Origin of the sequence: Paractinoplanes aksuensis (assembly GCF_024137025.1) — a bacterium.
Classification (GTDB): Bacteria; Actinomycetota; Actinomycetes; order Mycobacteriales; family Micromonosporaceae; genus Actinoplanes; species Actinoplanes aksuensis.
Window position 1 is genome coordinate 276,497 of the sequence record NZ_JAMYJR010000003.1, and the last position, 26,340, is coordinate 302,836.

General features: G+C 70.9%; 32 protein-coding genes. 17 read left to right on the forward strand and 15 right to left on the reverse strand.

The genetic code is table 11. From position 1 onward, the window contains the following. Window positions 1–33 precede the first annotated feature (33 nt). Together mshC and M1L60_RS05590 are read left to right on the forward strand one after the other, a co-directional pair. Window positions 34–1,272 (forward strand): cysteine--1-D-myo-inosityl 2-amino-2-deoxy-alpha-D-glucopyranoside ligase, encoded by a 1,239-nt coding sequence (gene mshC, locus M1L60_RS05585; RefSeq protein WP_253236194.1) that lies wholly within the window; start codon window positions 34–36, stop codon window positions 1,270–1,272. A gap of 220 nt (window positions 1,273–1,492) precedes the next feature. Next, complete coding sequence (locus M1L60_RS05590) at window positions 1,493–1,717, forward strand: hypothetical protein (protein ID WP_253236195.1); 225 nt, start codon at window positions 1,493–1,495, stop codon at window positions 1,715–1,717. A gap of 65 nt (window positions 1,718–1,782) precedes the next feature. On the opposite strand, the gene M1L60_RS05595 is transcribed toward M1L60_RS05590, so the two are convergent. From M1L60_RS05595 to M1L60_RS05605, 3 genes are all read right to left on the reverse strand, one after another. Then, on the reverse strand, window positions 1,783–2,388 hold the full coding sequence (locus tag M1L60_RS05595; protein WP_253236196.1) for a hypothetical protein: 606 nt from the start codon (window positions 2,386–2,388) through the stop codon (window positions 1,783–1,785). A gap of 126 nt (window positions 2,389–2,514) precedes the next feature. Next, window positions 2,515–3,306 carry a GntR family transcriptional regulator gene (locus M1L60_RS05600; protein WP_253236197.1) on the reverse strand — a complete coding sequence of 264 codons (792 nt, stop codon included), beginning with the start codon at window positions 3,304–3,306 and terminating at the stop codon, window positions 2,515–2,517. Window positions 3,307–3,522: 216 nt separating this feature from the next. Continuing rightward, window positions 3,523–3,978, reverse strand: coding sequence for a nitroreductase/quinone reductase family protein (locus M1L60_RS05605; RefSeq protein WP_253236198.1), 456 nt, complete (start codon window positions 3,976–3,978; stop codon window positions 3,523–3,525). 81 nt (window positions 3,979–4,059) lie between these two features. Here M1L60_RS05605 and M1L60_RS05610 point away from each other — a divergent pair, with 81 nt between their 5' ends. Continuing rightward, window positions 4,060–4,491 (forward strand): MarR family winged helix-turn-helix transcriptional regulator, encoded by a 432-nt coding sequence (locus tag M1L60_RS05610; RefSeq protein WP_253236199.1) that lies wholly within the window; start codon window positions 4,060–4,062, stop codon window positions 4,489–4,491. A 46-nt stretch (window positions 4,492–4,537) separates the two neighbouring features. On the opposite strand, the gene M1L60_RS05615 is transcribed toward M1L60_RS05610, so the two are convergent. Then, window positions 4,538–5,407 (reverse strand): PAC2 family protein, encoded by an 870-nt coding sequence (locus M1L60_RS05615; protein ID WP_253236200.1) that lies wholly within the window; start codon window positions 5,405–5,407, stop codon window positions 4,538–4,540. A gap of 10 nt (window positions 5,408–5,417) precedes the next feature. Then, entirely contained in the window at window positions 5,418–6,011 is a 594-nt protein-coding gene (locus M1L60_RS05620) for a phosphoribosyltransferase (RefSeq protein ID WP_253236201.1), read from the reverse strand. A 110-nt stretch (window positions 6,012–6,121) separates the two neighbouring features. Between M1L60_RS05620 and M1L60_RS05625 the strand changes: the two genes are divergently transcribed. Next, complete coding sequence (locus tag M1L60_RS05625) at window positions 6,122–6,937, forward strand: CDP-alcohol phosphatidyltransferase family protein (protein ID WP_253236202.1); 816 nt, start codon at window positions 6,122–6,124, stop codon at window positions 6,935–6,937. Here the strand turns inward: M1L60_RS05625 and M1L60_RS05630 are convergent. Then, window positions 6,934–7,368, reverse strand: a complete 435-nt coding sequence (locus M1L60_RS05630; protein ID WP_253236203.1) for a GNAT family N-acetyltransferase — start codon at window positions 7,366–7,368, stop codon at window positions 6,934–6,936. The genes M1L60_RS05625 and M1L60_RS05630 overlap by 4 nt on opposite strands. A 48-nt stretch (window positions 7,369–7,416) precedes the next feature. Here M1L60_RS05630 and M1L60_RS05635 point away from each other — a divergent pair, with 48 nt between their 5' ends. The 4 genes from M1L60_RS05635 (at window position 7,417) to M1L60_RS05650 (ending at window position 11,624) form a co-directional block, all read left to right on the forward strand. Then, on the forward strand, window positions 7,417–7,968 hold the full coding sequence (locus M1L60_RS05635; RefSeq protein WP_253236204.1) for a hypothetical protein: 552 nt from the start codon (window positions 7,417–7,419) through the stop codon (window positions 7,966–7,968). 487 nt (window positions 7,969–8,455) lie between these two features. Next, window positions 8,456–9,766 carry a helix-turn-helix domain-containing protein gene (locus M1L60_RS05640; protein WP_253236205.1) on the forward strand — a complete coding sequence of 437 codons (1,311 nt, stop codon included), beginning with the start codon at window positions 8,456–8,458 and terminating at the stop codon, window positions 9,764–9,766. Window positions 9,767–9,927: 161 nt separating this feature from the next. After that, window positions 9,928–10,647 (forward strand): SDR family oxidoreductase, encoded by a 720-nt coding sequence (locus M1L60_RS05645; protein WP_253236206.1) that lies wholly within the window; start codon window positions 9,928–9,930, stop codon window positions 10,645–10,647. A 236-nt stretch (window positions 10,648–10,883) separates the two neighbouring features. Then, a complete protein-coding gene (locus M1L60_RS05650) occupies window positions 10,884–11,624 on the forward strand; it encodes a hypothetical protein (protein WP_253236207.1) in 741 nt (246 codons plus the stop codon). Between the two features lie 99 nt (window positions 11,625–11,723). On the opposite strand, the gene M1L60_RS05655 is transcribed toward M1L60_RS05650, so the two are convergent. Together M1L60_RS05655 and M1L60_RS05660 are read right to left on the reverse strand one after the other, a co-directional pair. Beyond that, a complete protein-coding gene (locus M1L60_RS05655; RefSeq protein ID WP_253236208.1) occupies window positions 11,724–11,993 on the reverse strand; it encodes a YggT family protein in 270 nt (89 codons plus the stop codon). A 56-nt stretch (window positions 11,994–12,049) separates the two neighbouring features. Next, a complete protein-coding gene (locus M1L60_RS05660) occupies window positions 12,050–12,490 on the reverse strand; it encodes a MarR family winged helix-turn-helix transcriptional regulator (protein WP_253236209.1) in 441 nt (146 codons plus the stop codon). Window positions 12,491–12,546: 56 nt separating this feature from the next. On the opposite strand from M1L60_RS05660, the gene M1L60_RS05665 reads away from it, so the two are divergent. Further along, the gene (locus M1L60_RS05665; RefSeq protein WP_253236210.1) at window positions 12,547–13,551 is read left to right on the forward strand and encodes a zinc-binding dehydrogenase; all 1,005 of its coding nucleotides are present in this window, start codon (window positions 12,547–12,549) and stop codon (window positions 13,549–13,551) included. Between the two features lie 114 nt (window positions 13,552–13,665). Here the strand turns inward: M1L60_RS05665 and M1L60_RS05670 are convergent, their stop codons facing one another. Further along, the gene (locus M1L60_RS05670) at window positions 13,666–14,379 is read right to left on the reverse strand and encodes an alpha/beta fold hydrolase (protein WP_253236211.1); all 714 of its coding nucleotides are present in this window, start codon (window positions 14,377–14,379) and stop codon (window positions 13,666–13,668) included. A gap of 129 nt (window positions 14,380–14,508) precedes the next feature. On the opposite strand from M1L60_RS05670, the gene M1L60_RS05675 reads away from it, so the two are divergent. Then, the gene (locus M1L60_RS05675) at window positions 14,509–14,991 is read left to right on the forward strand and encodes an NADPH-dependent FMN reductase (protein ID WP_253236212.1); all 483 of its coding nucleotides are present in this window, start codon (window positions 14,509–14,511) and stop codon (window positions 14,989–14,991) included. Between the two features lie 18 nt (window positions 14,992–15,009). Further along, complete coding sequence (locus M1L60_RS05680; protein ID WP_253236213.1) at window positions 15,010–15,249, forward strand: hypothetical protein; 240 nt, start codon at window positions 15,010–15,012, stop codon at window positions 15,247–15,249. Here the strand turns inward: M1L60_RS05680 and M1L60_RS05685 are convergent. Further along, window positions 15,243–15,662 carry a BLUF domain-containing protein gene (locus tag M1L60_RS05685; protein ID WP_253236214.1) on the reverse strand — a complete coding sequence of 140 codons (420 nt, stop codon included), beginning with the start codon at window positions 15,660–15,662 and terminating at the stop codon, window positions 15,243–15,245. The genes M1L60_RS05680 and M1L60_RS05685 overlap by 7 nt on opposite strands. 16 nt (window positions 15,663–15,678) lie before the next feature. Continuing rightward, a complete protein-coding gene (locus M1L60_RS05690; protein WP_253236215.1) occupies window positions 15,679–16,419 on the reverse strand; it encodes a YqjF family protein in 741 nt (246 codons plus the stop codon). A 143-nt stretch (window positions 16,420–16,562) separates the two neighbouring features. Here M1L60_RS05690 and M1L60_RS05695 point away from each other — a divergent pair, with 143 nt between their 5' ends. Then, window positions 16,563–17,228, forward strand: coding sequence for an HAD family hydrolase (locus tag M1L60_RS05695; RefSeq protein WP_253236216.1), 666 nt, complete (start codon window positions 16,563–16,565; stop codon window positions 17,226–17,228). A gap of 38 nt (window positions 17,229–17,266) precedes the next feature. Here M1L60_RS05695 and M1L60_RS05700 read toward each other — a convergent pair whose 3' ends face one another. Then, window positions 17,267–19,795: an ABC transporter permease gene (locus tag M1L60_RS05700; RefSeq protein ID WP_253236217.1), complete on the reverse strand. Its 2,529-nt coding sequence runs from the start codon at window positions 19,793–19,795 to the stop codon at window positions 17,267–17,269. Then, window positions 19,795–20,532 (reverse strand): ABC transporter ATP-binding protein, encoded by a 738-nt coding sequence (locus tag M1L60_RS05705; protein ID WP_253236218.1) that lies wholly within the window; start codon window positions 20,530–20,532, stop codon window positions 19,795–19,797. Before M1L60_RS05705 ends, M1L60_RS05700 begins: the two co-directional genes overlap by 1 nt. Window positions 20,533–20,732: 200 nt before the next feature. On the opposite strand from M1L60_RS05705, the gene M1L60_RS05710 reads away from it, so the two are divergent. From M1L60_RS05710 to M1L60_RS05725, 4 genes are all read left to right on the forward strand, one after another. After that, complete coding sequence (locus M1L60_RS05710) at window positions 20,733–21,251, forward strand: hypothetical protein (RefSeq protein WP_253236219.1); 519 nt, start codon at window positions 20,733–20,735, stop codon at window positions 21,249–21,251. An 82-nt stretch (window positions 21,252–21,333) separates the two neighbouring features. Further along, a complete protein-coding gene (locus tag M1L60_RS05715) occupies window positions 21,334–22,140 on the forward strand; it encodes a DUF4097 family beta strand repeat-containing protein (RefSeq protein ID WP_253236220.1) in 807 nt (268 codons plus the stop codon). Between the two features lies 1 nt (window position 22,141). After that, the gene (locus M1L60_RS05720) at window positions 22,142–22,285 is read left to right on the forward strand and encodes a hypothetical protein (protein WP_253236221.1); all 144 of its coding nucleotides are present in this window, start codon (window positions 22,142–22,144) and stop codon (window positions 22,283–22,285) included. Window positions 22,286–22,393: 108 nt separating this feature from the next. Continuing rightward, window positions 22,394–23,290, forward strand: a complete 897-nt coding sequence (locus M1L60_RS05725; RefSeq protein WP_253236222.1) for a hypothetical protein — start codon at window positions 22,394–22,396, stop codon at window positions 23,288–23,290. A 10-nt stretch (window positions 23,291–23,300) separates the two neighbouring features. Here the strand turns inward: M1L60_RS05725 and M1L60_RS05730 are convergent, their stop codons facing one another. Together M1L60_RS05730 and M1L60_RS05735 are read right to left on the reverse strand one after the other, a co-directional pair. Continuing rightward, window positions 23,301–24,023: a response regulator gene (locus M1L60_RS05730; RefSeq protein WP_253236223.1), complete on the reverse strand. Its 723-nt coding sequence runs from the start codon at window positions 24,021–24,023 to the stop codon at window positions 23,301–23,303. Window positions 24,024–24,060: 37 nt separating this feature from the next. Further along, a complete protein-coding gene (locus M1L60_RS05735; RefSeq protein WP_253236224.1) occupies window positions 24,061–25,077 on the reverse strand; it encodes a RecB family exonuclease in 1,017 nt (338 codons plus the stop codon). Between the two features lie 153 nt (window positions 25,078–25,230). On the opposite strand from M1L60_RS05735, the gene M1L60_RS05740 reads away from it, so the two are divergent. Continuing rightward, window positions 25,231–26,340, forward strand: coding sequence for a site-2 protease family protein (locus M1L60_RS05740; protein ID WP_253236494.1), 1,110 nt, complete (start codon window positions 25,231–25,233; stop codon window positions 26,338–26,340).

Below are 26,340 nucleotides of genomic sequence, written 5' to 3' on the forward strand. Positions count from 1 at the left end.
CGTCCTGTCACAACTGCTGGATAGTGTTCTGGCATGGATTCATGGACCGGGCACGACGTGCCGACCCTGCCGGGAACGGCGACCCCGCCGCGCCTCTACGACTCGGCCCGCCGCTCGGTTTCCGCTTCGGCGCCCGGCTCCACGGCGACGATGTACGTCTGCGGCATCACCCCCTACGACGCCACCCACCTCGGCCACGCGGCCACGATGATCACCTTCGATCTCGTGAACCGGGCCTGGCGCGACGCCGGTCTCGACGTCAACTACGTGCAGAACGTGACCGACATCGACGACCCGCTGCTCGAGCGCGCGACCCGCGACGGGGAGGACTGGATCGTCCTCGGCATGCGCGAGACGGCCCTGTTCCGCGAGGACATGGAGGCGCTGCGGATCATCCCGCCGGCCCACTACGTCGGCGCGGTCGAGTCGATCCCTTTGATCACGACGCATGTTCAGGAGCTCATTTCCTCCGGCGCGGCCTACATGCTCGACGACGGCACCGGTGACGTCTACTACTCGATCGCGGCCGCCCCGCGGTTCGGCTACGAGTCCAATCTCTCCCGCGACGAGATGATCTCGCTCTCGCGCGAGCGCGGCGGCGACCCCGACCGCGCGGGCAAGCGCGACCCGCTCGACCCGCTGCTGTGGCGCGGCGCCCGCGACGGCGAACCGGCCTGGGACGGCGGCGACCTCGGCCCCGGCCGCCCCGGCTGGCACATCGAGTGCACGACGATCGCGCTCGACCGGCTGGGCGAGACGATCGATGTCCAGGGCGGCGGCAACGACTTGCTCTACCCCCACCACGAGTGCTCGGCCGCGCACGCCGAGACGCTGACCGGGCGGGCCCCGTTCGCCTCGCACTACGTGCACGCCGGCATGATCGGGCTCGACGGCGAGAAGATGTCGAAGTCCAAGGGCAACCTGGTCTTCGTGTCCCGCCTGCGCGGTGACGGGGTCGACCCGATGGCCGTACGGCTGGGTCTGCTGTCGAGCCACTACCGCGGTGACCGCGAGTGGACCGACGAGGTGCTCAAGACGGGCGAGGAGCGGCTGGCCCGCTGGCGCTCGGCCGCGGCCGCCCCGGCCGGTCCGTCGGGGGAGGGGCTGGTGGCGGCGGTGCGTGAGGCACTGAGCGACGATCTCGACTCGCCGGCGGCGCTGGCCGTGGTCGACGCGTGGGCCGAGGCGGCGCTGTCCGGCGCCGGCGACGACGACGAGGCGCCGGCGCTGATGGCCCGGACGGTCGACGCACTGCTCGGCGTACGCCTCTGACAGCGCTTTTCTCTTTGCTTGTCGCGGCTCGGGCTACACGCCCGGGCCGCTGCGCTTCGGGTGGAGGCCGCCCCGCGAGGACCTTAGACGCTCGATCCGGGCTACTGGGCGGTTCCGGAACATTCCACACGGTCGACTTGACTTAACGGAAATAAGCCACGATTTGGGCACAATTCGGACAGACTTGGGGTGTTCCTGAAAACGTCCGAAAGGAAACACCATGCGTCGTCCGGTCCGCTACATCGCCGGTCTCATGCTCGCCACCGCCGCCGGCCTCGCCTTCGCGGCCCCCGCCAGCGCCGCCGTCGCCGGCGGCCCGTTCGGGGACGACTTCTTCGTCGACCAGAGCAGCCAGGACTCGTACAGCCAGTTCGCGATCCTGAACCTGCTCAGCCCGAACGGTCACGACAACACCGGCCTCAACCTGCCGATCATCGGCAACTGAGCACCGCCTGACAGCACTGGACCCGGGGCGCCCTTCGCACAGGGCACCTCGGGTCTTCTGCTGTCTCAGGCGGAGGCGGCGTGGTAGCGGGCGATGTACTCGTCGCCACCCTCCGGCATCGGCGTGCCGCCGGTCGCCGCGAACCAGATCTCGTTCTCCAGCCAGAACCGGCACATGAACGCCTCGAACGATTCGGCGTTGAAGTCGATCGTGACGTCGTCCTCGTCCTCGTCGTCCGTGCCGTAGAAACCGGCGGACGAAACTACCGCATGGTCACCGCCCTCCGCTGCGAGGTACAGATACCAGTACACGCAGCCCTGCTGGTCGGCGAGAAAACGAATGAGGTGCCCACGCCCGGTCGGCGCCGGCACCGGTGTCACGTCCAGATCGACGAAGCAGGCCGTGCTCGAGCGGACGCGCCGCTGCCGGTCCGCCGAACCCAGGAACTGGACGAAGGGCGGCGGAAGGGCGAGCGATGCATGCGAGCAGGCGGCGATGAGCGCGGGCAGGCTCGCGTCGGCGTTGCCGAGGATCGGCCACTTCTCGTGCGGCCGCTGCCGATCCAGCCAGGCGAAGTCACCGCGCAGCTCGAACGGAAGCGCGGGCAGATCGCCGTACTCGTAGTGGCCGTAGGTTCCGGCCCGCGGCCGGAGCGACACGCCGGCCGCCATGAGATCGGTGCCGCACCAGGTGGCTGGGAACGGGGAGTCCTCGACGTGCATCGCGACATGATCCACTATGGCCGCGACCGTCATCCGGCCGGGTCGGACCTCGAGGGTGACGGTGACGGCTGGGCATCAAGCCAGGGCCAGCCCCGGGTCCGGGTCGGGATCCGGCGTCGGGGCCGGGATCTTGTACTCCTCGGTCAGCGTGGTCATCGGGCCCGGCCAGGTCGCCTGGGCGACCTCGATGGGCTTGCGTGTCTCGTCAAAGGCGACGTGCAGCAGGTGCAGCACCGGGGTGTCGGGCCGGATCTGCAGGATCTCGGCCTCCTCCCGGCTCGGCTGCCGGGCGCTGATCGTGTCGGTGGCCGAGGCGTAGCGCTTGCCGAGCACCTCTTCCGCCTCCTGATAGAGCGGTCGCCCGAACGCCTCGGCCCGCTCCAGCGACGTGCCGCTGGCCTCGGTGACCCGGAACCAGGACGCGCCGACCTCCACCGCGGCGTCGTCGGCGCGCACGATGTGCCGGCGCACGAGCATCTCGGTGCCGTCGCGCACGCCGAACGCGTCGGCGACCTCCGGCGGGGCGGCCTCACGGCGTACGGAAACAAGCTGTTGCCGGTAGCGGGCGGCGAGATCGGCGTGATAGCCCCGATGCGCGCCGTACCGGCCCCGCGAGAGCCGGTTGAGCCGCCGCCGCGTGCCGCGGACGTAGGTGCCCGAGCCCGGCTTGGTGATCAGGATGCCCTCGACCCGCAGTTGGTCGACGGTGCGCTGCACGGTCTGCTTGGCCACCCCGAACATCTCGGCCATGGCCGGAATGCTCGGCAGCCGCTCGCCCGGCTGCCAGTCCCCGCGCCGGATGCGCTCCTTGAGCTGACCAGCAATCTGCCGATGCGGAAACTCGGCCGCTCCCGGATTGATCGTCATCCCGACCTCCTAGGCCCTAGGTTCCTAGGATGCCCGACACGCTGTGTCCCAGATCGCAGCGACACGCCGATGCGACCTCGCACCGATGCCGTCGGGCCCGATTCGCAGTCCCGGCCGGCGCACGATCGGGCTGCGGATCCGATGGGCTCTGCGACATGAACTTCGGCCGGGCGGCGACCGTAAGCGGGGAGGTCGTCGCTGGGGCTGATGGGCTGGTCAGCGTACGGTCAGGCGGATCACGGGGAGTTCGCGGTCGGTCTTGGTCTGGTACTGGGCGAAGCGGGCCGACGCGGCGGCGATGCTGCGCCAGGCCGGCTCGCGGTCCGGGGTGGTCAGCTGTTCGGCGGTCACCGGGATCGCGCGGCCGCCGATTTCGATGCGCACCTGGTCGGGGTGGGCGGCCAGGTTGTAGTACCAGGCGGGGTTGCCGGCCGCGCCGGCGGCGGAGGCGACGATCAGCCAGCTGTCGGCACCGCGGTCGCCGGGGAAGTAGTTGACCGGGTTCTGTCGCTCGGCGCCGCTCTTGCGGCCGATGGTGGTCAGCACGAGAGTGTCGGCCCCGACGCCCTGGCCGCGGCGGATGCGGCGCATGATCAACCGGTTCGCCCAGGCCATCAGGCGGCCGCCGGGCTGCCGGGCGCCGCGCGTGCCGCGACGGGTCTCGAACGCCATGACTGCTCCCTCGATACCGTAGTTCATGCCGTGAACCAAAGTAGTTCACGGCATGAACTTGTGCAACGTTACGATGTCGTCGTGAACAGCCCCGAGTTCGGCAACGCGCTGGTCGGACTCTCGATCGTGATTCAGCGGCGGTTCGTTCAGATCTGCGGCGACCATGACCTGACGCCGGCCCAGGGCCAGTTGTTGTGCAGCGTCACGGACAGGCCCCGGCGCATGGCGGAACTGGCCGCGGCCCTGGGCATGGCCAAGAACGCGCTCAGTCAACTGGTCGACCGCACCGAGCGCCGGGGCCTCGTCCAGCGGGAGAGCCCGGGCCGTGACCGGCGCGTGATCACGCTCTATGCGACGGCCGAGGGCAAACTGATCGCCGACGCGCTCCACGCCGACATCGCCCAGCGCCTGCCCGACATCGCCGCTGACCTCGACCCCGCCGACCAGCAGGCCTTCCAGCGGATCGCCACCGCGATAGCCGACACCCGTCTGCCTCACGGCCAGAGCTGCTGACCGGAGGAACGCGAAACCGCTCGGGCGCAGACGGGTGGGCGGCCGCCTACCAGGAGCCGGCGGTCGGGCCCGCGGAGCCGCCGCGGCGGCGGAGGTACTTCTCGAACTCGCTGGCGATCTCGTCGCCGGTCAGGGGCTGGATGCCCTCGTCGCCGACGCGCTCTTCCAACTCGCGCACGTATTCGCCCAGCTCGGCGTCCTGCTCGGCGGCGGCGCGGACGCGCTTCTCCCACTCGTCGGCCTCTTCGGCCAGGTCGGCCAGGGGGACGGGCAGGTCGAGAACGTCCTCGAGGCGGCTCAGCAGGGCCAGCGTCGCCTTGGGGCAGGGCGGGTTGTTGGCGTAGTGGGGCACGTGCACCCAGAACGACAGCGCGTCGAGGTCGGCCCGGCCCGCGGCCTCGTGCAGGACGCCGACGATGCCGGTCGGGCCGTCGTAGCGGGTGGGGACGACCTTGTACTTGTCCTGGGCCTCGCGGTCGCTGGTCGAGCCGCTGATCGGCAGCGGGCGCGTGTACGGCACGTCGGCCAGCAGGGCGCCCAGCAGGACGATCCGGTTGACCTCGAGGCTGTGGCAGACCTCGAGCACCTGCTCGCAGAAGGTGCGCCAGCGCATGCTGGGCTCGATGCCGCGGATCAGCACGACATCGCGGTCGGCGCCGGGCGGGCTGGCCACCATGAAGCGGGTCGTCGGCCACTCGATCTTGCGGGTCTCACCCTCGGCCATGGTGATCGTCGGCCGGCTGACCTGGAAGTCGTAGAAGTCCTCCGGGTCGATGGTGGAGATCTCGCGGGCCGACCACACCTGCTCGAGGTGTTCCACGGCCGCGGTCGATGCGTCCGCCGCGTCGTTCCAGCCCTCGAAGGCAGCGATCGCCACGGGGGAACGGAGCACCGGGAGGCCGTCGAACTCAGTCATGGGTAACAGCCTACGTGCGGCCGCGCGGCACCACCCGTCGGCCGCGCCGCGCCGCGTACACCTCGGGGGCCAGCACCGCCGCGCACCGCAGGTTGCGGTAGTGGCCCTCGTGATCCAGCCCGTACCCGACGATCAGGCCCGCACCGACATCGAATCCGATGTACGTGGGGGTGCCGGCCTCGAGGTGGGCCGTCTCGGGCTTGCGCAGCAGCGCGCACACGGTGATCGACGCCGGTTCGCGCTGGGCCAGGTTGGCGATCAGCCACGACATGGTCAGCCCGGTGTCGATGACCCCGTCCACGATCACGACGTCACGGCCGGTGATGTCGAGGTCGAGGTCCTTGAGCAGCCGCACCGAGCCCGACGCGCGGTTGCCGGTGCTGTACGACTTCACCGCCATCCAGCCGATCTCGACCTGACCCGGGTAGGCGCGGGCCAGGTCTACCGTGAAGGTGGCGGCGCCGCCCAGGACGCCGACCAGCACCGGCGTACGGGAACCGAAGTTCTTGTGCAGTTCGGCCGCGAGCTCGCCGACGCGGGTGAGGATCTGCTGTTCGGTCAGGATCACGCTCTGTAGATCGTCGGCGACGTGACTAGCATCCATTGATCAGCCTCCGTCCGTTTTTATGGCCGGCGTCCTTTGCGGTCCGTTCAACTTCTAGTAAGGTCCGCGCGGTTGATCGTTCATGTTTCGGTAGCAGCAGGAGATGCGGGATGACGCAGCGGTTCCCACTCGAAGTGATCCGCGACCGCACGTACAAACAGCGGGACGCCTGGTGGACCGTCGGCCTGGTCGACCCGCTCGCCTCCCGCCTGGTCTGGCTCGTGCAGCCGTGGCGCTCGGTGACGCCCAACCGGTTGACCATCCTCGCCTTCGTCGTCGGGATCGGCAGCGCGTACTCGTTCTGGCGGGCCGACTACCCGTGGCTGCTGCTCGGGGCCCTGCTGTTCCACCTCAGCTTCGTCCTGGACTGCATGGACGGCAAGATCGCCCGCCTGAACGGGACGGGTTCGGCCTTCGGGTCGTGGCTCGACTACGTGTTCGACCGTTTGCGCGTGGCCATCTGCGCGGTCGGCTTGTTCGGGGGTCAGTATGCGGCGACGGAGAACCTGACCTACCTCTGGGTCGGCGGTGTGGTCGTCTTCCTCGACATGTTCCGCTACCTCAACGCGCTGCAGATGGGCAAGGTGCGGGCCGACGTCAACCAGGGCGCGGTCGTGATGACCGACGAGGACGCGCCGTCGGGCCCGGTCGTGGTGGCCGAGGCCACCGGCAACGAGTCGGCCGTGTGGCGCCTGCGCAACTTCCTCGTGCGGCACCGGATCCGCCCGCACCTGTTCAGCGGCATCGAGTTCATGATGTTCGTCTTCATCATCGGCCCGGTGGTCAAGCAGATCGTGCCCGTCGCGATCCTGTCGTCGGTGCTGATGGTGGCGTTCGAGCTGCTGCTGATCTACCGCCTGTACGGCTACCTGAAGAGCAAGGCGGCGGCCAAGTCCGAGGAGCCGCGCGTGGCGGTGCCGGTCTAGATCAGGCTGTCCATCACTGTCACTTCGGGCAGGGCCGCGAACCCGGTGCGGGCGTAGAGCTCGATGGCCCGTACGTTCGCGGTCTCGGTCTGCAGCGAGAGGCGGTGCGCGCCGCTGGCCCGGGCCTCCTCCTCGACCGCGGTCAGCAGGGCCCGGGCCACTCCGCGGCGTCGCGCCGACGGTTTCACGTACAGGTCCCGCACCAGCCACACCGTACGCAGAGTGAGAGCGGCCGGCACTACCGCCACGGTGCAGATGCCGTCCGCCTCACCGGCCAGATAGACGCGAGCCCGGGCCGACTCGACCTGCTCGCGCAGCCATTCCCCGACCGCCTCGGGCGCCGGATTCGCGCCGTAGTGCTGCCGGTACTCGTCGAGGAGTCCGGCCGCGGCGTCGATGTCCCCCAGGCTGCCCAAACGCGTCACCGTCACCCCCTCATAATTCCCCACAGGGGCCACGAATCAGGGCATAATCCCATCGTGACGCACATCGACGAGGTGCTCGGACCCGATGACGACACGGTGACGTTCTTCCAGCCCCGAGCCATGGTCTTCGTCACGATGCTGTGGGTCGTCGCGGCCGTCTGGATCACCTCGCTGGCCCTGTTCACCGGTCTCAGGCTGGCCATCGGCGACACCCCCACGACCGGCGACCTGGTGCTTTACCTCGAGCTGGCGCTGATCGTCCCGGTCGCGCTGACCGCCCTGATCCTGCTCGTGGCCTGGAACCGCCTGGGCTGGCTGCACAGCTCGATGCGCGGCCTCGACTTCGCCGCGACCGGCCGCCGCCCCGTGCACATTCCGTGGGCGGGCGTAGGGGAGGTCGCGCTGCGCTACCGCGGCCCCTTCACCGAACTCATCATCACCCCCGTCGACGCCGACTTCGCCGAACCCCTGCACGGCGCCGGCCGCCCACCCCGCACCCGCCGCCGCAACGGCCAGACCGCCTACCTGGTCGACGTGGGGTTGATGTCGCCGGCCCCCGAGGTGCTGCTGGCCGAACTGCACCGCCGCCTACCGGCCAAGGTCTGACCCCGTCCCACCGCCGGGCCGGGACGTCGGCGTCCGAGCCGGCCCCGTTTCGCCGAACTCTTGCCCGGAGCCACCCGCAGGCGCCGCCCCATTTCACCTGACTATCGGACGGCCGGCGCTTCGCGATCGCGCAGAGCGACCCCCACAGGCCCCAGGGCGATGCCTTGGTCGAGCCGTTTCCCCGAGGTCATGTCGCGGATCCGCCCGGCCGCCGGCAATTGCACCCCCTGCCGCTTCCGCCTGGGGCGTGTTCGTGTGGCCGATTGGTCAACTTCTGCGGGCCTGCTCGGCGCGGGAGGGTCAAGAGCCGGATGTCGTGGCGGGGTGGTGGGTGCGGACCGCAACTCACGTCGAGGGCCCGGGCGGGCCGGGCAGGGCGCTGGGGCGCCCAGAACGCCCGACCCACCCGGGCGACCTGAGTGAGTGGTTGCGCCCAGACCCGAACCCCACGGTTGACGCGGACAGCGGGTGGCGAAAACCTGATGGCATGGGGGCGCAGATTCACTCCGTGCCGGCGGTGATCTCGGGGGAGCCGTGTGAGGTGGCAGTCCGGGCTGTGCCGAGCTGGCTGCGGGCGTACGTAATCGGCCTGTCCGGCTTCCGCTCGGGCTCGGGTCAACCGGTCGGTCATCTGTTGCTGCCGCTGGCCTCGACAACCGTGATCGTCGACTTCGGATCGCCGTCCGGCCTGGTGTCAGGCGCACGGGAGGTAGCCACAACCGGCGGCGAAACCGAGTGGGGACACGGTGTCAGCATCGGGCTCACGCCGCTCGGAGCAGGTGCTTTGTTCGGCCTCCCCATGCGCGAGTTCGGCGGGGCCGCCATCGCCCTGGCCGACGTGCTGGGTCCGGCCGCCACCGAACTGCCGGGCCTGCTCGGCGCGGCGCTGACCTGGGAGCACCGGTTCGACTTACTGGAATCGATCCTCAGTGCCGCCTTCCACCACGACGCAGCCGCACATGGCCTGCGCTCGGGGCAGCAGGCGGCCACCGTCGAGCCGCGACCGGGCTGGCAGGCTGCGGTATTCGAACCGCGGCGGGGCCGGCGGGCTGCCGCCTTCGAACCGCCGTCGGGCCGGGCTGCCGCCTTCGAACCGCCGTCGGGCCGGGCTGCTGCTTCCGAACCGTCGTCGGGCCGGGAAACTGTCGCCTTCAAGTGGCTGTCAGGGCGAGAGGCTGACGCCCTCGAGGGGCGGTCGGGGCGGGAGGCTGACGTCCTTGGATTGCGGCCGGGGCCGGCTCCCGGAGAATCGCAGCCCGGCTGGGAGGTCGGCTCACGGTCGAGGCGGGAGCCTGCTGAGCTCGGACTACGGCCCGGGTGCGAGGCCGGCGCTCTCGAACCGAGGTCCGGCCGTGCGGCCGACGAGTCTCAGGGTCCCGGGCGTGAGGCTGCCGCCTTAGGGGCGCGCCTCGGCGGTATGACGGCCGTGCGGCCGGACGATGCGGTTCTGGCGGCCTGGTTGCGGCTTCAGCGAGGTGATCGCCCACCGATCGGGCCGGTGGCGGCCGCGTCGGGGGTCGGGCGGCGACGGCTGGAGCGAGGTTTCCGGGAACACATCGGAATATCGCCCGGGGCCGTGGCCCGGATCGCGCGCTTCCAACGCGCCGTCGGCCAGTTCGGCGCGGGTGCCACACCGGCCGAGGCCGCGGCGGGCAGCGGGCTGGTCGACCAGTCGCACCTGGCCCGGGAGACCCGCGCGATGACCGGGATGACGCCCGCTCAACTCTCCGCCCACCTGCGGACGCCGCCGATCCTCGTGTCGCACACGTCCAGGTCCAGCGGTGCCGGCCGGGCCTGACATGCAGCCCGTGACGCTGATGCTGGTCGCACTCGACCCGGCGGCATCGCGCGGTGGCATGACGACGCCCGTTCGGCGTGCCGGTCATAAGTGGACGCACCCGATCGTGGTGTCGCAAACGTCCAAGACCGGGGGCTCGGGGCAGCCCTAACGTGCGGGCCATGACTCTCACGGGTAGGACCGCGCTGGTGACCGGCGGATCGCGGGGCATCGGGCGGGCGATAGTCGAAGAACTGGCCGCGTCCGGGGCCCGGGTGGTCTTCACCTACCGGCAGGACGAAGAAGCCGCCGGCAAGGTTGCCGCCGACATCCCGGGCACGACGGCGGTGCGGGCCGACCAGGCGGATCTGAGCTCGCTGGACGCGATGTTCGCGCCGGTCCGCGCCGGCCTCGACATTCTGGTGAACAACGCCAGCATCGCCACCGCCGCGCCGATCGATCAGCTCACGCCGGACGAGTTCGACCGGGTGTTCACCATCAACACCAAGTTTCCACTGTTCGCGATCCGGGCCGCCACGCCGCTGCTGCGCGACGGCGGCCGGGTGGTCAACGTGTCGACGCTCAACACGGTCTCGCAGGCGCCGGGCCTCGCCCTCTACTGCGCCAGCAAAGCAGCCCTGGAACAGATCACCGCCGTCGCGGCCCGCGAACTCGGCCCGCGCGGAATCACGGTCAACACGGTCTCGCCGGGCGCCACCGACACCGACCTGCTGCGGTCGGTAAACCCGCCGGAAGCCCTGAAAGCCGCAGCCGCCATGACCACCCTCGGCCGCCTCGGTCGCCCCGCCGACGTCGCCGCGGTGGTCGGCTTCCTCTGCTCACCCAAGGGCGGCTGGATCACCGGCCAGAACATCCGAGCCACCGGCGGCCTGGCCGTCTGAGCGCCCGGACGCCACCGCACGGCTTACAAGACAGAACGTCTCGTTCTGCCAGGGGCCGGCCCTCGCCCGCGAGACGAGCCGCTTCGTCTTGCCGGGGGCTGGTCCTCGCGCGTGAGACGAACCGTTTCGTCTCGCGGGCTGGGGCTGCCGGCGATCCGAGCCCTGGGATGTGTTGATTGCGGCCCGGGTGCGAAACGTCCGCGCCGTCGGTCGTCTGGCGCTCTAGTGTGCACGAGATGCGGATCATCACGCGGAACGAGCGGCCCGATCTGGACGATGAGGCGGCTGTGGTGTTCCGGGAGCGCTGGCCCGAGTTCATCTTTCACGATGACGTGCCCAAGCGGTACATGGCCCGAGTGACCCAGTATTTCGGGCGCTTCGATGTCATGGCGCTCGACGACGACGGCAAGGTGATGGCCGGTGGCTGGGGTGTGCCGCTCGCCTGGGACGGGTCGGTCGGCGACCTGCCCGAGGGGTACGACGATGCGCTCGTGCGGGCGGTCGAGGGGCACGAGACGGGCCGGCCGGCGACCACGCTCAGTTTCATGGCGGCCGCGGTCGGGGCGGCCCACGATCGGCGCGGTCTGGCCGGCGCCGTGCTGGGGGAGTTGCGGCTACGGGCGTACGCGGAAGGGTTGTCGCATGTCATCGCGCCGCTGCGTCCGACCTGGAAGCACCGCTATCCGACCGTGCCGATGGCCGAGTACGCGACGTGGGTCCGGCCCGACGGGCTGTCGATCGACCCGTGGATCCGGACCCATCAGCGCATGGGAGCCGAGGTGCTGGGCCCGGCCCGGCGATCGATGGTGATCGCCGGGACCGTGGCCGAGTGGGAGCAGTGGACCGGGATGCTGTTCCCCGCGACCCGCGACTACGTCGTGCCCGACGCCTTGAATCTCGTGCGGATCGACGTGGAGCGGGACCGCGGGGTCTACGTCGAGGAGAACCTGTGGGTGCGGCACCCGGCCCGGGTCTGATTGCTGCACATCCACCACTTCGGCAACGAGCACGGCGCCCAGTTCCGCGTACGACCGAGCCATTCGGGGCGGGGCGCGGTCTCACCACGGAACAGACGCCTAGATGATCGCGCGGATCACCATGATGCCGAAGAAGACGATGAGGAAGGCGAGGTCGATCGCGGCCCCGCCGAGGCGCAGGGGCGGCACTACGCGGCGCACCGGGGCCAGGATCGGCTCGGTGACGGAGTAGACGCCGGACATGAGCTTGGCCCGGAAGCCGCCGGCCTGGGCGGGGCCGGCCAGGACGGTGCTCCAGTCGAGCACGGCCCGGGCCACCAGCAGCAGCTGCACGAGCAGAAGAACGAAGTCGACGAGAGCCAGGATCAAGGGGTACCTCCGGTACCGAAAGAACCAAGAGAAGTGACCCCTCTACTGTGCGTCGCTCAGCTGTGCGATCGCTGTGCGTTCTCTGCGAGGAGTCGGCGGACCATCTCGTGCATCGACCGTTGCTCGGTCTCGTTGAGGACTCCGTCGAGTTTCTCGGCCACCGCGGCGTCGTAGGTCACTGTCGCGGCGGCCAGTCGCTCCCGGCCGAGGCTGGTCAGCCCGATCAGGCTGGCCCGGCGGTCGTCGGGGTCGGCGGTGCGCTCGATCAGCCCGGCCGCGCGGACCCGGTCGGCCAGCTTGCTGGCCCCGCCGACCGTGATGCGCAGCTCGCGGGCCAGGTCGCCGATCCGGATCTCGCCGCCGCCGGCCACCACGAGCAGCGTCTCGTACGACGACAGGGGCAGGCCGTGCTCGCGCTTGAGCCGGACGTCGACGTGCTCCCACAGCAGAATTTCGAGCCGGATCAGGTCGTTGAGCCACCACACGCGCGCCGTCACATCTCGACATTACATTCCACGGAATTAGATTCCATGGAATGTTGTTGGGCCGGAGCATGAGAGCCATCGTTCTGCGCGAGCCCGGTCCGGTCGAGAACCTCGAGATCATCGAGCGGCCGGTGCCCTCGCCCGGCCCGGGTGAGGTGAGCATCCGGGTCAAGGCCTTCGGTCTGAACCGTTCCGAACTTCACCTGCGTCTCGGTTACGCCGAGGGTGCCCGCCTGCCGATCGTGCCCGGCATCGAGGCGGTCGGGGTGGTCGCCGCCGCCCCCGGCACCGATCTGACCCCCGGCCGGCAGGTCGCGGCCCTCATGGGTGGCATGGGTCGCACCTTCGACGGCGGGTACGCCGACTACACCGTCGTGCCGCGCGCACAGGTGATCCCGTTCCGTTCAGCGCTGCCGTGGCAGGTGATCGGCGCTGTTCCCGAGACCCTCCAGACCGCGTATGGCGCCCTGACCACCGTCCTCGACCTGCAAGCCGGTCAGACACTGCTGATCCGCGGCGGCACCTCAGCCCTGGGCTACGCCGCTGCCGCGCTCGCCCGCGACCTCGGCGCCACCGTCCTGGCCACCACCCGCCAGCCGTCCCGCCGGGCCGAACTCGCCGCGAACGGCGTCGACCATCCCATCCTCGACGACGGCGCCGTCGCCGCTCGGGTCCGCGACATCGTCCCGGACGGCGTCGACGCCGCCCTCGAACTGGTCGGCACCCCCACGCTGCCCGACACCCTGGCCGCGACCCGGATCCGCGGCACGGTCTGCTTCGCCGGGATGCTGAGCAACGAGTGGACGGTCCCCGACTTCTATCCGATCGGCTACCTTCCGACCGGGGTGCGGCTCACCGCGTACAGCGGCAGCGCGGCCGACCTGCCCGCACCCGTCCTGCAGGACGCCCTCGACCGCCTGGCCGCCGGCACGCTCACGCTCGGCCCGGTGACGGTCTATCCGTTCGACCGCATCCGCGACGCCCACCGCGACATCGAGCACAACCGCATCAGCGGCAAGGCCGTCGTCGTGACGCAGGGCGAAACCGCATCAGCGGCAAGCCCGTCGTCGTAACCTCCACCGTGACGCAGTGCGCAACCGCGTCGGCGGCGAGGCCGTGGTCGTGACGTCCACCGCGACGGCGGGCGTAACCGGGGCAGCGGCACAACCGTCGTCGTGAGGGGGTGATCAGCGCAAGGCGGCCACGAAGCCGTCCAGGTTGTCGTCCATGAGCACGTGCCCGGCGCCGGGTACCACGCGAACGTCGCAGCCGGCCTGCCGCAGTGGCTCCAGATCCTCGTACGACAATTCGCCGCTGATGTAACGGCGCGGCCCGGCGAACGCCCCGAGCTGCTCACGGAACGTCGCGGGCCGAGCGGCCAGGAGCGACACTGCCGTGCGGTGCAGCCCACGCGGGGACCACCGAGCCACCGTACGGCCGAATTGGGGTTCCTCTTTCAAGAACCGGTCGACGAAGGACTGATGCCCGGCGGCGACGAAGGCGTCCTCGTCATAGGCGGAGATCTCGGCCGAGAACGTGCCCACCCCCGGATCGAGGTTGGGCTCGGCCACCACCAGCTCGCCGACCAGCTCGGGGCGCCGGGCGGCCGCGCTGATCACGACCGACCCGCCCAGCGAATGCCCGACCAGCGTCACTTTCCGCAGATCCAGAGCTTCCAGTACGCCGAGGACCGTGCCCGCGTGCTCATCGATCGTGTGCCCGAACGTGTCGTCGTGGTCGCTCCAGCCGCTGCCGATCAGGTCGACCAGCACGTGCCGGCCCCGCCCGGCCAGACCCGGATGCCCAGTCACCCGGGCGAAGCCGACAGTGGTGGCCGACCCGAGGCCGCCCACGTAGACGCGTGCTTCGCCGTCGCTCGCACCGAGGTCGAGGACGGCCACCGACGCTCCGGCCGGTGTCGCAGTGAGATATCGAATGGTGTCACCTTCCGTGGTCAGCTGGTTGACGTATGGCAATCTTCCGGAACCCCGACGATGATGGCGGGAAGTTGTCACGACGAGGAGGCGCCCATGCCGGACGTGGTTGTCATCTCCGGCCACCCGAGTCCCGCATCGCGGACGTTGCGGCTGGCCACCGCGCTGGGGGAGCGGATCGCGCGCAGCCGCGGCAAAGAAACATTCATCACGGTCGACGTAGCCGCGCTCGGGCCCGGTCTGCTGACCCCGGACGACGGAGCGACCGGCGCCGCCCTGCTCGACGTGCAGGACGCCGCTGTACTGATCGTGGCCACGCCGACCTACCGCGGCACGTTCTCGGGCGCGTTGAAGGTGCTGCTCGACCAGCTGCCGGCCAACGCGCTGGCCGGGGTGCTGGCCGTCCCGGTGGTCACGGCCGAGGTGCCGTCGCAGGCCGAGACGGCCGAGGCGTTCCTGGCCCGGCTGCTGCGCGAGCTCGGCGCCGACGTGGTCGATTTCGGACTGACCGCGGCCGGGTCCGAACTGGCCGATCCGGCCGCCGTGGCCGACCAGTACACGGCAGCGCTCATCGCCTGACGCCGGTATCTTGATCGGATGCGCGAACGGGGCACGGTTTTCGGCGAGGTGGCGGACGAGTACGACCGGATCCGGCCGGGTTACCCCGCGGCGCTCGCCGAGCATCTGCTGGCCGCGGCCGGGCCCGGCCCGGTGCTCGACCCGGTCGCGGCCGAGGCCGCTCTCGATGACACACTGGCCGTCGTCGACTCGCACGGCGGCACGATCGACTTCGTCATCCACACCGATGTCGCACTGGTCCGCCGGCCCGCTCAATAGGCGTAGTTGAGCGTCCGCATCCGGCGCATCAGCTCGGTCGCGGTCTGCTCGCTCAGGTTCTCGGGCGTGAACTCGTAGCCCGGCAGCACGTCGCGCAGCGCCACCCGCAGATCGGGCGACGTGCTGTCGACCAGGCCCATCGACCAGTCCGGGAAGCTGCGCTCGGCCACGTCGTGCACGGCGATCAGGGTGACCTCGCTGTGCCGGGTATCGCCACTTATCGTCCGGAAAGTCGCCGTAACGACTTGCGCGTCCCCTTCCAGGCACTGCAGGAAGTAGTCGCGGTTGAACAGCAGCACCCCGGTGACGTCGTTCTCGGCGTTGTTGCGCCGGGCCGAGTCCCGGATCTCGAAGATCCCGCTCGGCGGCAGACTGTTCTTGCGGCTGCGGTAGATCAGCTGCGTGGCACCCATTTTCCCAGGCTAAGGCCTAAGTCGGAGCCAGTACGTGGGTCTGGCCGAACGCCACCGCCACGCCCGGCGAATACAACACGCTGACCGGTGGCTCCGACGGCTGAGGCAGACCGGCCGCGCCCACCAGCTCGTCCGACAGCGACAACAGCTCGGCCCGGTGCAGCGGCCACGGCGGGTGCTCGTTGGCCAGATGCCGCGTGCCGCCCCAGGCCGTAGTGTGCAGACCCCAGCGCGCGGTCAGGAAACACTCCAGCGGCGTCGGCTCGGCGATCGGCTCGCCCACCCGCACCGCCATCTCGCTGGTCGCGCCGCGCGGCCCCGGCCAGCGCCGCCGCGTCGAATAGGTCAACACGTCACCCGCCCGCGTGATCCGCATGCGGGCCCACATGTACGGCAGCCGCAGCGACAGCCGCGCCGTCAGCACCGGCAGCAACCGCTCGGCCTCCAGAGATCGGAACACCACAGCCCGGCGCCCGCGCGCATCAACGCTGTAGAGCCGCACATTTGTCTCGGCAAACGTTCCCAGGTACGGCACCCCGGGGCCCCCGAGGAAGCCGACCCCCTCCATCCGGAAGCCGATCAACCCGACATACGTGACGCCGTCCAGCGTGTCGGGCGCCGTGCCGGCGGGCAGCAGCGGCGCGACCACCGCCGGGTCGACCGCCCAGTGCAGGAAGGCCAGGTCGGCCCAGCGCTGCCCGAGCACCGGCCGCCGCACCGGCCGCGGGGTGCTGAGGGTGACCGCCTCGGGCTTCATGCCGCCGAAGGTACGCCGGCCCGGCGCGCCCGGACAGTGATGGAGTTAACGGCCGCACGGCGCCGCCCGCGCGGGGACAATGGTCACCGACGCTCACCCGCCAATCATGGAGGCTCATCCTGAACGCGCGACGACCGGCCGCGGTGCTCTTCGACATGGACGGAACGCTGGTGGACAGCGAGAAGGTGTGGGAGATCGCCCTGCACGAGCTGGCCGCGCGGGCCGGCGGCGAGCTGTCCCCGGCCGCCCGGCAGGCCATGATCGGCAGCAGCATGGCGAACAGCATGCAGATCTTCCGCGACGACCTCGGCCTGCCCGACCGCCCCGAGGCCCCCGACGTCGAGTGGCTCACGAGCCGCGTGTTCGAGCTGTTCGCCGAGGGACTGGTGTGGCGTCCCGGCGCCCAGGCCCTGCTGCACGCCGTCCGCTTCGCCGGCCTGCCCACCGCCCTGGTCACCTCGACCGGCCGCCGCCTGGTCGAGGTCGCCCTCGACACCCTGGGCCGCGAGAACTTCGACGTCATCGTCTGCGGCGACGAGGTCGCCATGCCCAAGCCCGACCCCGAGCCCTACCGCGCCGCCGCGAAACTGCTCGGCGTCCCCATCGAGGACTGCGTAGCCATCGAGGACTCACCGACCGGCGTCTCCAGCGCCCTCGCCTCGGGCGCAGCCGTCCTGGCGGTCCCCTCCGAACTCGAACTTCCGCCCACCGACGGGGTCCACCTGCGCACCTCATTGGTGGGCGTGGACCCCGCGTATCTGGCCGAGCTCCTGATCAGCCGGGGCCTGCTGGAGCCCGAGAAGAGCTGAGGGCCGCGGGCCGGCCCGGTCGGGCCGGCCCGCGAGACTCAGTCGTGGGCGATGGCGGCCAGGACGTTCAGCCGGGCGGCCTTGATGGAGGGCAGGACCGCGGCCAGGACGCCGACCAGGGCGGCCAGGCCCAGGTAGACGGCCATCTGGGACCACGGGAACACCAGCTCGGTGATGCCTTCGCCCTCCAGGGCCTGCACCACGGCCGCGCCGAGGCCGGAGCCGACGACCACGCCCAGCAGGGCGCCGAAGACCGAGATCACCACTGCCTCGACCGTGACCATGCGCATCGTCTGGGCTCGGCCCAGGCCGACGGCGCGGAGCAGGCCCAGTTCGCGGGTGCGTTCCAGGACCGACAGGGCCAGCGTGTTGATGACGCCGAGCACAGCGATCAGGATCGCCAGGCCGAGCAGCACCTGGACCATCAGGATCACCGTGTCGAACGTGCTGAGCTGCTGGTCGACGAAGCTGCTGCGGTCGGTCGCGTTGACCTCGGGGCTGTCCGCGACCAGCGCCTTGACCTGCGGCAACACCTGGCTGACGGTGGCGCCGTCGGCCAGCCGGACGAAGCCGACGATGGGCTGGGTGAGCCCGAACTCCTTGGTCGCGGCCTTCGGCAGCATGATGGCGCCGGGCACCCGCTCCTCGTCGTACGTGGCGACGACCGTGTAGCGGTGTTCCTCGCCGCGTGGCATCTGCGCCTTCACCACCGTGCCGACCGCCCAGCCCCTTTCGGCCGCCACCTCCGTGCTGACCGCCATCTGGTCGCTCTTCAGAGCGGGCAGGGGCGGCGAGCCGAACGCGTCGGCCAGCTTGGCCAGGTTGTCGGTGGCGGTGACGTAGTCGCGCTCGCCGTCCAGCAGCACCTGCTCGTTCCAGACGCCGCCCACGGCCCGTACGCCCGGGATCGCGGCCGCCCGGGCCAGCACCGCCTCGTCGAAGACCGGTGGCCGCGGACCGTTCTGGTCGCCGCCGATCACGATCTCGGCCTTGACCGTGGTCTCGGCGGTCGTGGCGATGCTCTGCTTGACCGAGCCGATCACCACCGTGACCCCGGTGACCAGCGCGATGCCGACCATCAGGGCGGCCGCCGTGATCGCCGTCCGGCGGGGGTTGCGGCCCGAGTTGAGCCGGCCCAGCCGTCCGGGCACCGACCACGAGAACAGCCGGCCCAGCGCGCCCACCACCGGCTTGGAGATCAGCGGCGTGAGCAGCGCGACCCCGATGAAAGTGACCAGCACCCCGCCGAGGATCAGCCAGAGCGAGTCGTTGCCGTACAGGCCGACGCCGAGCAGGGCCGCGCCGGCCGCGCCGATGACGGCGCCGGTGACCGTGACCTTCGTCAGCGGCCGGTCGGGGGTGGCGACGTCCTGCATCGCGGCGATCGGCGAGATGCGCGATGCCCGTACGGCCGGAAGCACGGCCGCCACGACCGTGACCACGACACCCACGATCAGCGAGCTGAGGATCGCGGCCATCGGCACGCCCACCGTTGCCGGATCGAGGCCGCCGCTCATCGAGCCGAACAGCGTGACCAGCAACGCGCCCACCCCAACGCCCGCACCCAGGCCCAGCACCGCCGCGACCAGGCCGATGACGAAGGCCTCGACGAGCACCGAGCCGATCACCTGCCGCCGGCCGGCGCCGAGCGCGCGCATCAGTGCCAGCTCCCGCGTCCGCTGGGCGACGATGATCGAGAACGTGTTGAGGATCAGGAACGTGCCCACGAACAGGGCCACACCGGCGAACCCGAGCAGGATGTTGTTGAAGAACCCGAGCGCGTCCTTGAACTCGGCCGAGCTCTCGTCGGCCAGCTGCTGCCCGGTCTTGACCTCGTAATCACTGCCCAGCCGGGCCGCGATCTGATCCCGTACGGCCTCGGAAGTCCTGCCGTCGGCCGAGTCCGCGTAGATCTGGGTGAACACGCCGGTCTTGCCCAGCATCGAGCGCTGGGCCTGCGGCGTGGTGAAAGCGACCTCTTGCACGCCGCCGATGCTGTCCCGGTCGTTGGTGTAGCCCCACACGCCGACCAGCGTGAACGTCTGCTTGGGGAGCTGGGTGAGCACGCCCACCTGATCGCCGACCTTGATGCCGGCCGCCTTGGCCACGGCCTCGTTGACGGCGATCTCGTTGTCCTTCTCGGGGCCGCGGCCCGAGCGCATCTGCATCAGGTCGTCGGTGCCGACCCAGTTCATGCCGATGCGCGGCGGCCCGTAGCTGGTGACCACCTTGCCGTCGGAGCCGATCACCCGGGCGCCGTCGTCGGAGATGACGCCGGTGGCCTTGGCGACCCCGGGCACGGCCGCCACCTGGTCGACCAGCGAGGCCGGGAGCGGGGTGAGGATCTGTTCACCCTCCATCTCGGACACGGCCACCTTGGGCTTGGCCGTGACGGCCACGTCGACCTGCGAGTAGCCCTCGGCGAACAGCTTGTCGAACGTGCGGCCCAGTGTGTCCGTGGTGACGAACGCGCCGGCGACGAACATGACACCGAGCACCACGGCCAGACCGGAGAGCACCAGCCGCAGCTTGCGGGCGAGCAGGCTCTTCAGCGTCGCGCGCAGCATCAGACCAGCACCTCCCCGGCCTTCATCTGCTCGAGCACCGACTCGGGGGTCGGGTTCTCGAGCTCGGCCACGATCTCTCCGTCGGCCAGGAAGACCACGCGGTCGGTGTAGCTGGCGGCGACCGGGTCGTGGGTGACCATGACGATGGTCTGCCCGTGCTCGAGCACGCTGCTGCGCAGGAAGGCCAGGATCTCGGCGCCGGCCTTGGAGTCGAGGTTGCCGGTGGGTTCGTCGGCGAAGATGACGTCGGGCCGGCTCATCAGGGCCCGCGCACACGCCACCCGCTGCTGCTGACCGCCGGAGAGCTGGCTCGGGCGGTGGTTGAGGCGGTCGCCCAGGCCGACCGTGCCGATCACGGTGTCCCACCACTGCGGGTCGGGCTTCTTGCCGGCGATGTCGAGCGGGAGCCGGATGTTCTCGGCCGCGGTCAGCGTCGGCAGCAGGTTGAACTGCTGGAAGATGAAACCGACGCGGTCGCGCCGCAGCTTGGTCAGCGCCTTGTCGTTCAGGCCGGTGACCTCGGTGCCGCCGATGTGCACGGTGCCCCGGGTGACCGTGTCGAGGCCGGCCAGGCAGTGCATCAGCGTCGACTTGCCGCTGCCGGACGGGCCCATGATGGCCGTGAACTTGCCGCGCTCGAAGCTCGCGCTGACGCCGCGCAGCGCCACGACGCGCGCCTCCTCCTTGCCGTAGACCTTCCAGACATCGTCGGCGCGCGCCGCCTTCGTCCCGATCATCGTCAAGCCCCCTGGTTGTGGTTTCTGCTGGGGCCAGTGTTTCGGTGTGACGGCGCGCTGACGTCAGCCCAGGGGCGTACGCCGACGCGGAGATTCGGGTACGGGAAGCACCCAGGGGTTTCTCAGGGTCCACCCTGAGATGTCAGAGTGACGGCGGACTGACACTTGACTGACGTCAGCAGTGACGTCATAGTGGTGTCATGGACTTGACGCCGTACCTCGAAACGCTTCGGGCGGACCTCGCCGCAGTGGCCGCCCCGGCCGGGCCGGAGACCACACGGGCGGCCGAACTGCTCGGGCACTCGCTCGAGGCGTCGGCCCGCCTGGCGCTGCTCGAGGCGCTGTCCGACGCGGCGGCCGAGATCACCACCCGCCTCCCCGACGCCAGCGTCGAGGTGCGGCTGCGCGGCCGCGAGGCCGACCTGGTGGTCAACCACCACGCACCCGAACCCCCCGAGCCGCCGGCGGCCCCGGCCGCGCCGGCCGCCCCGATCCCGCCCGACGGCGACCTGACCCGGCTCACCCTCAGGATGCCCGAGTCGCTCAAGACCCACGTCGAGCAGACCGCGGCGGCCGAGGGCATCTCGGTCAACGCCTGGCTGGTGCGGGCGGTCACCGCGGCCGTCAACGGGCCGATGCCCCCGCCGTTCCCGCCGCCGCCCTTTCCGGGCGCCGGCGGGCGCAACCCCAAGCGCGTGACCGGCTACTTCCAGGCCTGAGTGACCCCCTTCCTTGACCTTGGCCCTCGGTGAGGGTCGAGCATCTTCGGCATGCCCTCGAACGGCAGAAAAGAGACCCCTCATGTACGAGTTCCCGCACCCCACCCCCGTCACCGTGGCGCTGCACGCCCGCAACGGCATCGTCCAGCTGTACGCCGAGGACCGCGACGACATCCAGGTCACCGTCGAGCCGATGGACGGCCGGTCCGGCGAGGCCGCCGAGAACACGCCGGTGCTGCTCGAGGGCGACACGCTGGTGATCGGTGAGCGCGGCAGCGGGGCCTGGACGCTGCGGCGTACGCCCAAGCTGGCCATCACGGCCCGGGTGCCCGCCGGCAGCTCGCTGGCCGGCAAGAGCGCCTCGGCCGACATCACGGCCACCGGCCCCTGGCAGACGGTGAAGCTCGACGTCGCGTCGGCCGACATCCGGGTCGACGACGTCACCGGCGACGCCGACCTCGACAGCGCCAGCGGCGACCTCGCGGTCGGCCGGGTCGGCGGGTCGCTGCGGATCGGGGTCGCGTCCGGCGACATCCGCGTCGGTGACGTCACAGGTGACGTCGCCGCCAAGTCGGCGAGCGGCGACCTGCGCTTCGACGCGGTCGACGGCCGGCTGCTGGTCTCCACCGCCTCGGGCGACGTCCGCGTCGGCCGGCTCCGCGAGGGCCGCAGCGAGATCAAGACGGCGTCGGGCGACGTCCAGGTCGGCATCCAGGCCGGCGCGGGCGTGTGGCTCGACGTCAGCACCGCCTCGGGCCGCACGATCACCGACCTGACCCAGCCCGAGGTCGCCCCGCCCGCCCCCGGCGGTCCGGCGGTCGAACTGACCGTCCGCACCGCCAGCGGCGACATCCACCTGCACCGCGCCACCGACCGGAAGGACGCCTGACATGCTGCCCGACAACCGCTACGGCCTCGAGAACTCCGTCCGCCACCGCCTGCGCAACGGCCTGCGCAAGCGCAGCGACCGCTTCACCCCGCCGGAGTGGCCCGTGAGCCGCGGCCCGACACCGAACCCCCGCCGCGAGAACTGACGGGCCCGAAGCACCCGGATCCGGCCGCCACCGGGTCCGGGTGCTGCGTCGTGCCTGATCAAGGACACATTCAACCGGCTGGATCATTACGGCCGGACGATGTTCCCCATGGCGACGACTCACAACGCCGGCCGGGCGCGGAGAACAGGGAGAATGACACTCCCGGTACTGCTCCCGGTCGTTCTCGGCATCGGCTTCTACCTTCTCGGTGTCGTTCTTCCCGACCCGATACAGGGCCAAGTGGCGCTCGGCGCCATCGGCGTCCTGGTCGCAGTGACGATCGAGCTGATCCTGCGACTGGCCCGCGGCGAGGAGCATCGGGACACGATCAGCGAACTGATCCGCAGTCTCGACCGGCTGCCGCCGACGGCGTATCCGCTGGCTCGGCGGGTGCTGGCGGCTTACGCGGGCGCCGTGGTGTCGACCGAGAACTCGATCTATCAGGATGCCTTGCGCGCCCATGCCCAGGAGTCGGCGATCTGGCTCGAACGCGTCTCGGCGGGCGAGCTCGAGCTCGATGTGGGGACCGAGAGCATCGAGTTGCTGCAGGACAGCGTGCAGAACTGCAAGCTTTCCCTTCGTGGCATCACCATCGCGTCGCAAGATCTTGACTGGTGGCAGTCGGAGGGCGGCCGGCGCTACTGGGAGGCGAACATCGAGGCCATCAAGCGGGGCGTCAAGATCCAGCGGATCTTCATCGACGGAGCCGGCTTCCCGGAGGCACGCCTGCCGGAGCTGACAGATCTGATGAAGGAGCAGAAAGCCGCGGGCGTCAGCGTGTTCTCGATACGGCTCGGCCAGGTCGCGCCTCTCGACGATCCGGAGCGGGACATCACGATCTTTGATGACCAGATGGTGCACGAGGTGACGGATTCGGCCACCGGGGTTCCGACGCGCGTCACCTTCCGGCGCAAACGTGATGCGACACGGCGGGCCGCCACGCACTTCGAGAGAGTTCTCATCCGGGCCAAGTCGTACGACCCGGCGAGCCCGCCGCCGACGTAGGCCCGGCCGGTCAGGCGCCGGGTTTGACCAGGCCGGTTTCGTAGGCGAGGACTACGGCCTGGGTGCGGTCGCGCAGGCGGAGTTTGGTCAGGACGTGGCCCACGTGGGTTTTGATCGTGGTTTCGCTGACCTGGAGGGCGGCGGCGATCTCGGCGTTCGAGTGGCCGCGGGCCACGTGGATCAGGACCTCGCGTTCGCGGTCGGTCAGGGTGTCCAGCTTGGACGAAGTGGTGGTCTCGGGGGCGGGCAGGGCCTCGGCCACCCGGGCCAGGATGCGGTTGAGGATGGCCGGGGTGATGACCGCGCCACCTGTGCCCACGGCGCGGACGGCGGCGATGAGCTCGTCGGGCGGGGCGGTCTTGCACACGTAGCCGGCCGCCCCGGCACCGATCGCGGTCAGGACGTCCTCGTCGGTGTCGTGGTCGGTGAGGATCAGCACCCGCACCGGCAGGGCGGCCTTGGTGATCGCCCGGGTCACGGCCAGGCCGTCGATGCGGGGGAGGGTGAGGTCGGTGATCAGCACGTCGGGGACCAGGCGGCGGGCAAGGTCGACCGCCTCGCCGCCGTCGCCGGTCTCGGCCGCGACCACGATCTCGCCGGTGGCCGTCGCGCCGGCCGGTGGGCCGCCGGCTGCGGCGCCGGTCAGGACGGCGCGGAGGCCCGAGCGCTGCATGGGGGCCGCGTCGGCCAGCAGGACACGCAGCGGGCGCGGCGCGGTCACCTCGAGGGGCATGGCGGCAACCCTAGGGGATCCCGGACGGCGGGCGGGGTCAGGCCAGGCGGTCGTCGTCGGCGGGGGCGGAGGAGGGCTGTTCGGTCACGTGGACGGGGTAGGGCGGCGGGGTGCCGCCGAACTCGGGGCAGACGGACTGGTGGCTGCACCAGCCGCACAGGCGGCTGCGCTTGGGGAGGAACGTTTGCTCCTGCTTGGCCCGTTCGATGGCCTGGGAGAGGGCGACCAGCGTGCGCTCGAAGCGTTCCAGCTCTTCGGCGTCGGGGCTGTAGTCGCAGATCTCGGTGTCTTTCAGGTAGACCAGGCGCAGCACGCGGGGGACGACGCCGCGGGTGCGCCACAGCACCAGGGCGTAGAACTTCAGCTGGAACAGGGCGCGGCCCTCGAATGCCTCGCGTGGGGCGCCGCCGGTCTTGTAGTCGACCACGCGCAGGTCGCCGGCGGGGGAGACGTCGAGACGGTCGATGTAGCCGCGGATCAGCAGCTCGTCGTCGACCAGGGTGGACACCAGGGTCTCGCGCTCGGCCGGTTCGAGGCGGCGCGGGTCTTCGAGCGCGAAGTAGCCGGGCAGCAGGGCCTGGGCGCTCGCGAGGAAGGCGGCCAGCCGGGCCTGCTCGCCCGCCGAAGGGTCGACACCGCCGGTCGCGTCGGCCTCAGCGTCGGCCGCCGCGGGATCGACGATGACGGTGCCGGCACTGATCGCATGGCCGGCGGCGTCGAGCAGGGCCGGGGGCTCGGGGGCGCCGGTGGCGGCGGCGAAGATCTCGGCCAGCTCGGGCTCGTCGGTCAGCAGGCGCTGCCAGGACGGGGCGACCAGGGCGGCCGCGGCCTCGGGCGTGCGGTCGGCCGCGGGCAGGTCGAACAGGGCCTCGAGCACCGCGTGGACCAGCGTGCCGCGCACCTGGTCGGCGGTGGGCTGCTCGGGGAGGCGGTCGATCGTGCGGAAGCGGAACAGCAGCGGGCAGGTCTTGAAGTCGGCCGCGCGCGACGGTGACAGCGAGGGCCCCGTGTGGGGGGCCGGGGAGTCAGCGGGGGAGACCGTCGGTGCCGTCATATCGGAAAGGCTAGGGCAGGGGTACGACAAAACGCGCTCCGGGACTTCCCAGTTCGACTCCGTAGCATCGACGGCGTGAATGACAGCGCGGCGGGCAGCAACGGGGCGCGGCAGCGGCGCCGGTCGGGGCGGGCCGCCCGTCCGGTGGGCCACGTGCTGGGCATCCCGATCTTCGTCAACGGATCGATGATCCTGCTCGCGGTGCTGGTCACAGTCGTCTACGGCAACTACGTGCGAGGTCAGCTCGATCTGCCCGGCCCCGTCGCGTACCTGGTGGGCCTGGGTTTCGTGGTCTGCCTGCTCGGGTCGGTGCTGCTGCACGAGCTGGGGCACGCGCTCACGGCCCGCCGCTTCAAGATCGGTGTACGCGGGATCACTCTGGAACTGCTGGGCGGCTGGACCGAGATGGACCGGGACGCGCCCACTCCCCGGGTCGACGCGCTGGTCAGCCTGGCCGGGCCGGCGGTCAGCCTGGTCCTCGGCGGGGTGGCCACGGCCGCCTTCCTCGCCATTCCCGACCGGACGATGGCCGGGCAGATCGCGTTCCAGCTGGCCGCCAGCAACATCCTCGTCGCGATCTTCAACGTGCTGCCGGGCCTGCCCCTGGACGGCGGCCGGGCCCTGCGCGCGGGTCTGTGGGCGATGCTCAAGGACCGCAACCGCGCCACCGAGGCCGCCGGCTGGGCGGGCCGCCTGATCGCGTTCGGCACCGGCATGACCGCGTTCTGGTTCTACCGCCTGGGCACGCTCACCCTGCTCGGGCTGCTGTTCGTGCTGCTCGTGGTGTTCACCCTGTGGCAGGGCGCGGGGCAGTCGATCCGGCTGGCCCGGATGACCCGCCGCTTCCCCCTGGTCGATCTCGGCCGGCTGGCCCGTCCGCTGCTCACCGTGCCCGCCGGCACCCCGCTCGGCGAGGCCCAGCGGCGGCGCTCGGAGGACCCGAGACCCAACGTGGTGCTGGCCGTGTCGGACTCGGCCGGTAATCTCACCGCACTGGTCGATCCGGTCGCCGCCGAGCGCGTCCCGGTCGACCGGCGCCCGTGGGTGGCCGTCGACAGCGTGGCCCGCTCGCGTGACGCCGTGCCCGCCCTGCCGCTGGGGCTCAGCGGTGAACAGGTCGTCCGCGCGCTGCAGGCCCACCCGGCCGCGCAGTACGTCGTCACCTCGGGCGAGGATGTGGTGGGAGTCCTGCGGGTGGGTGATGTCGCCCAGGTGCTGGAACCCCGCCGCGCCGGACCGCCCGTGAAGCAGAAAGAGAAGTAG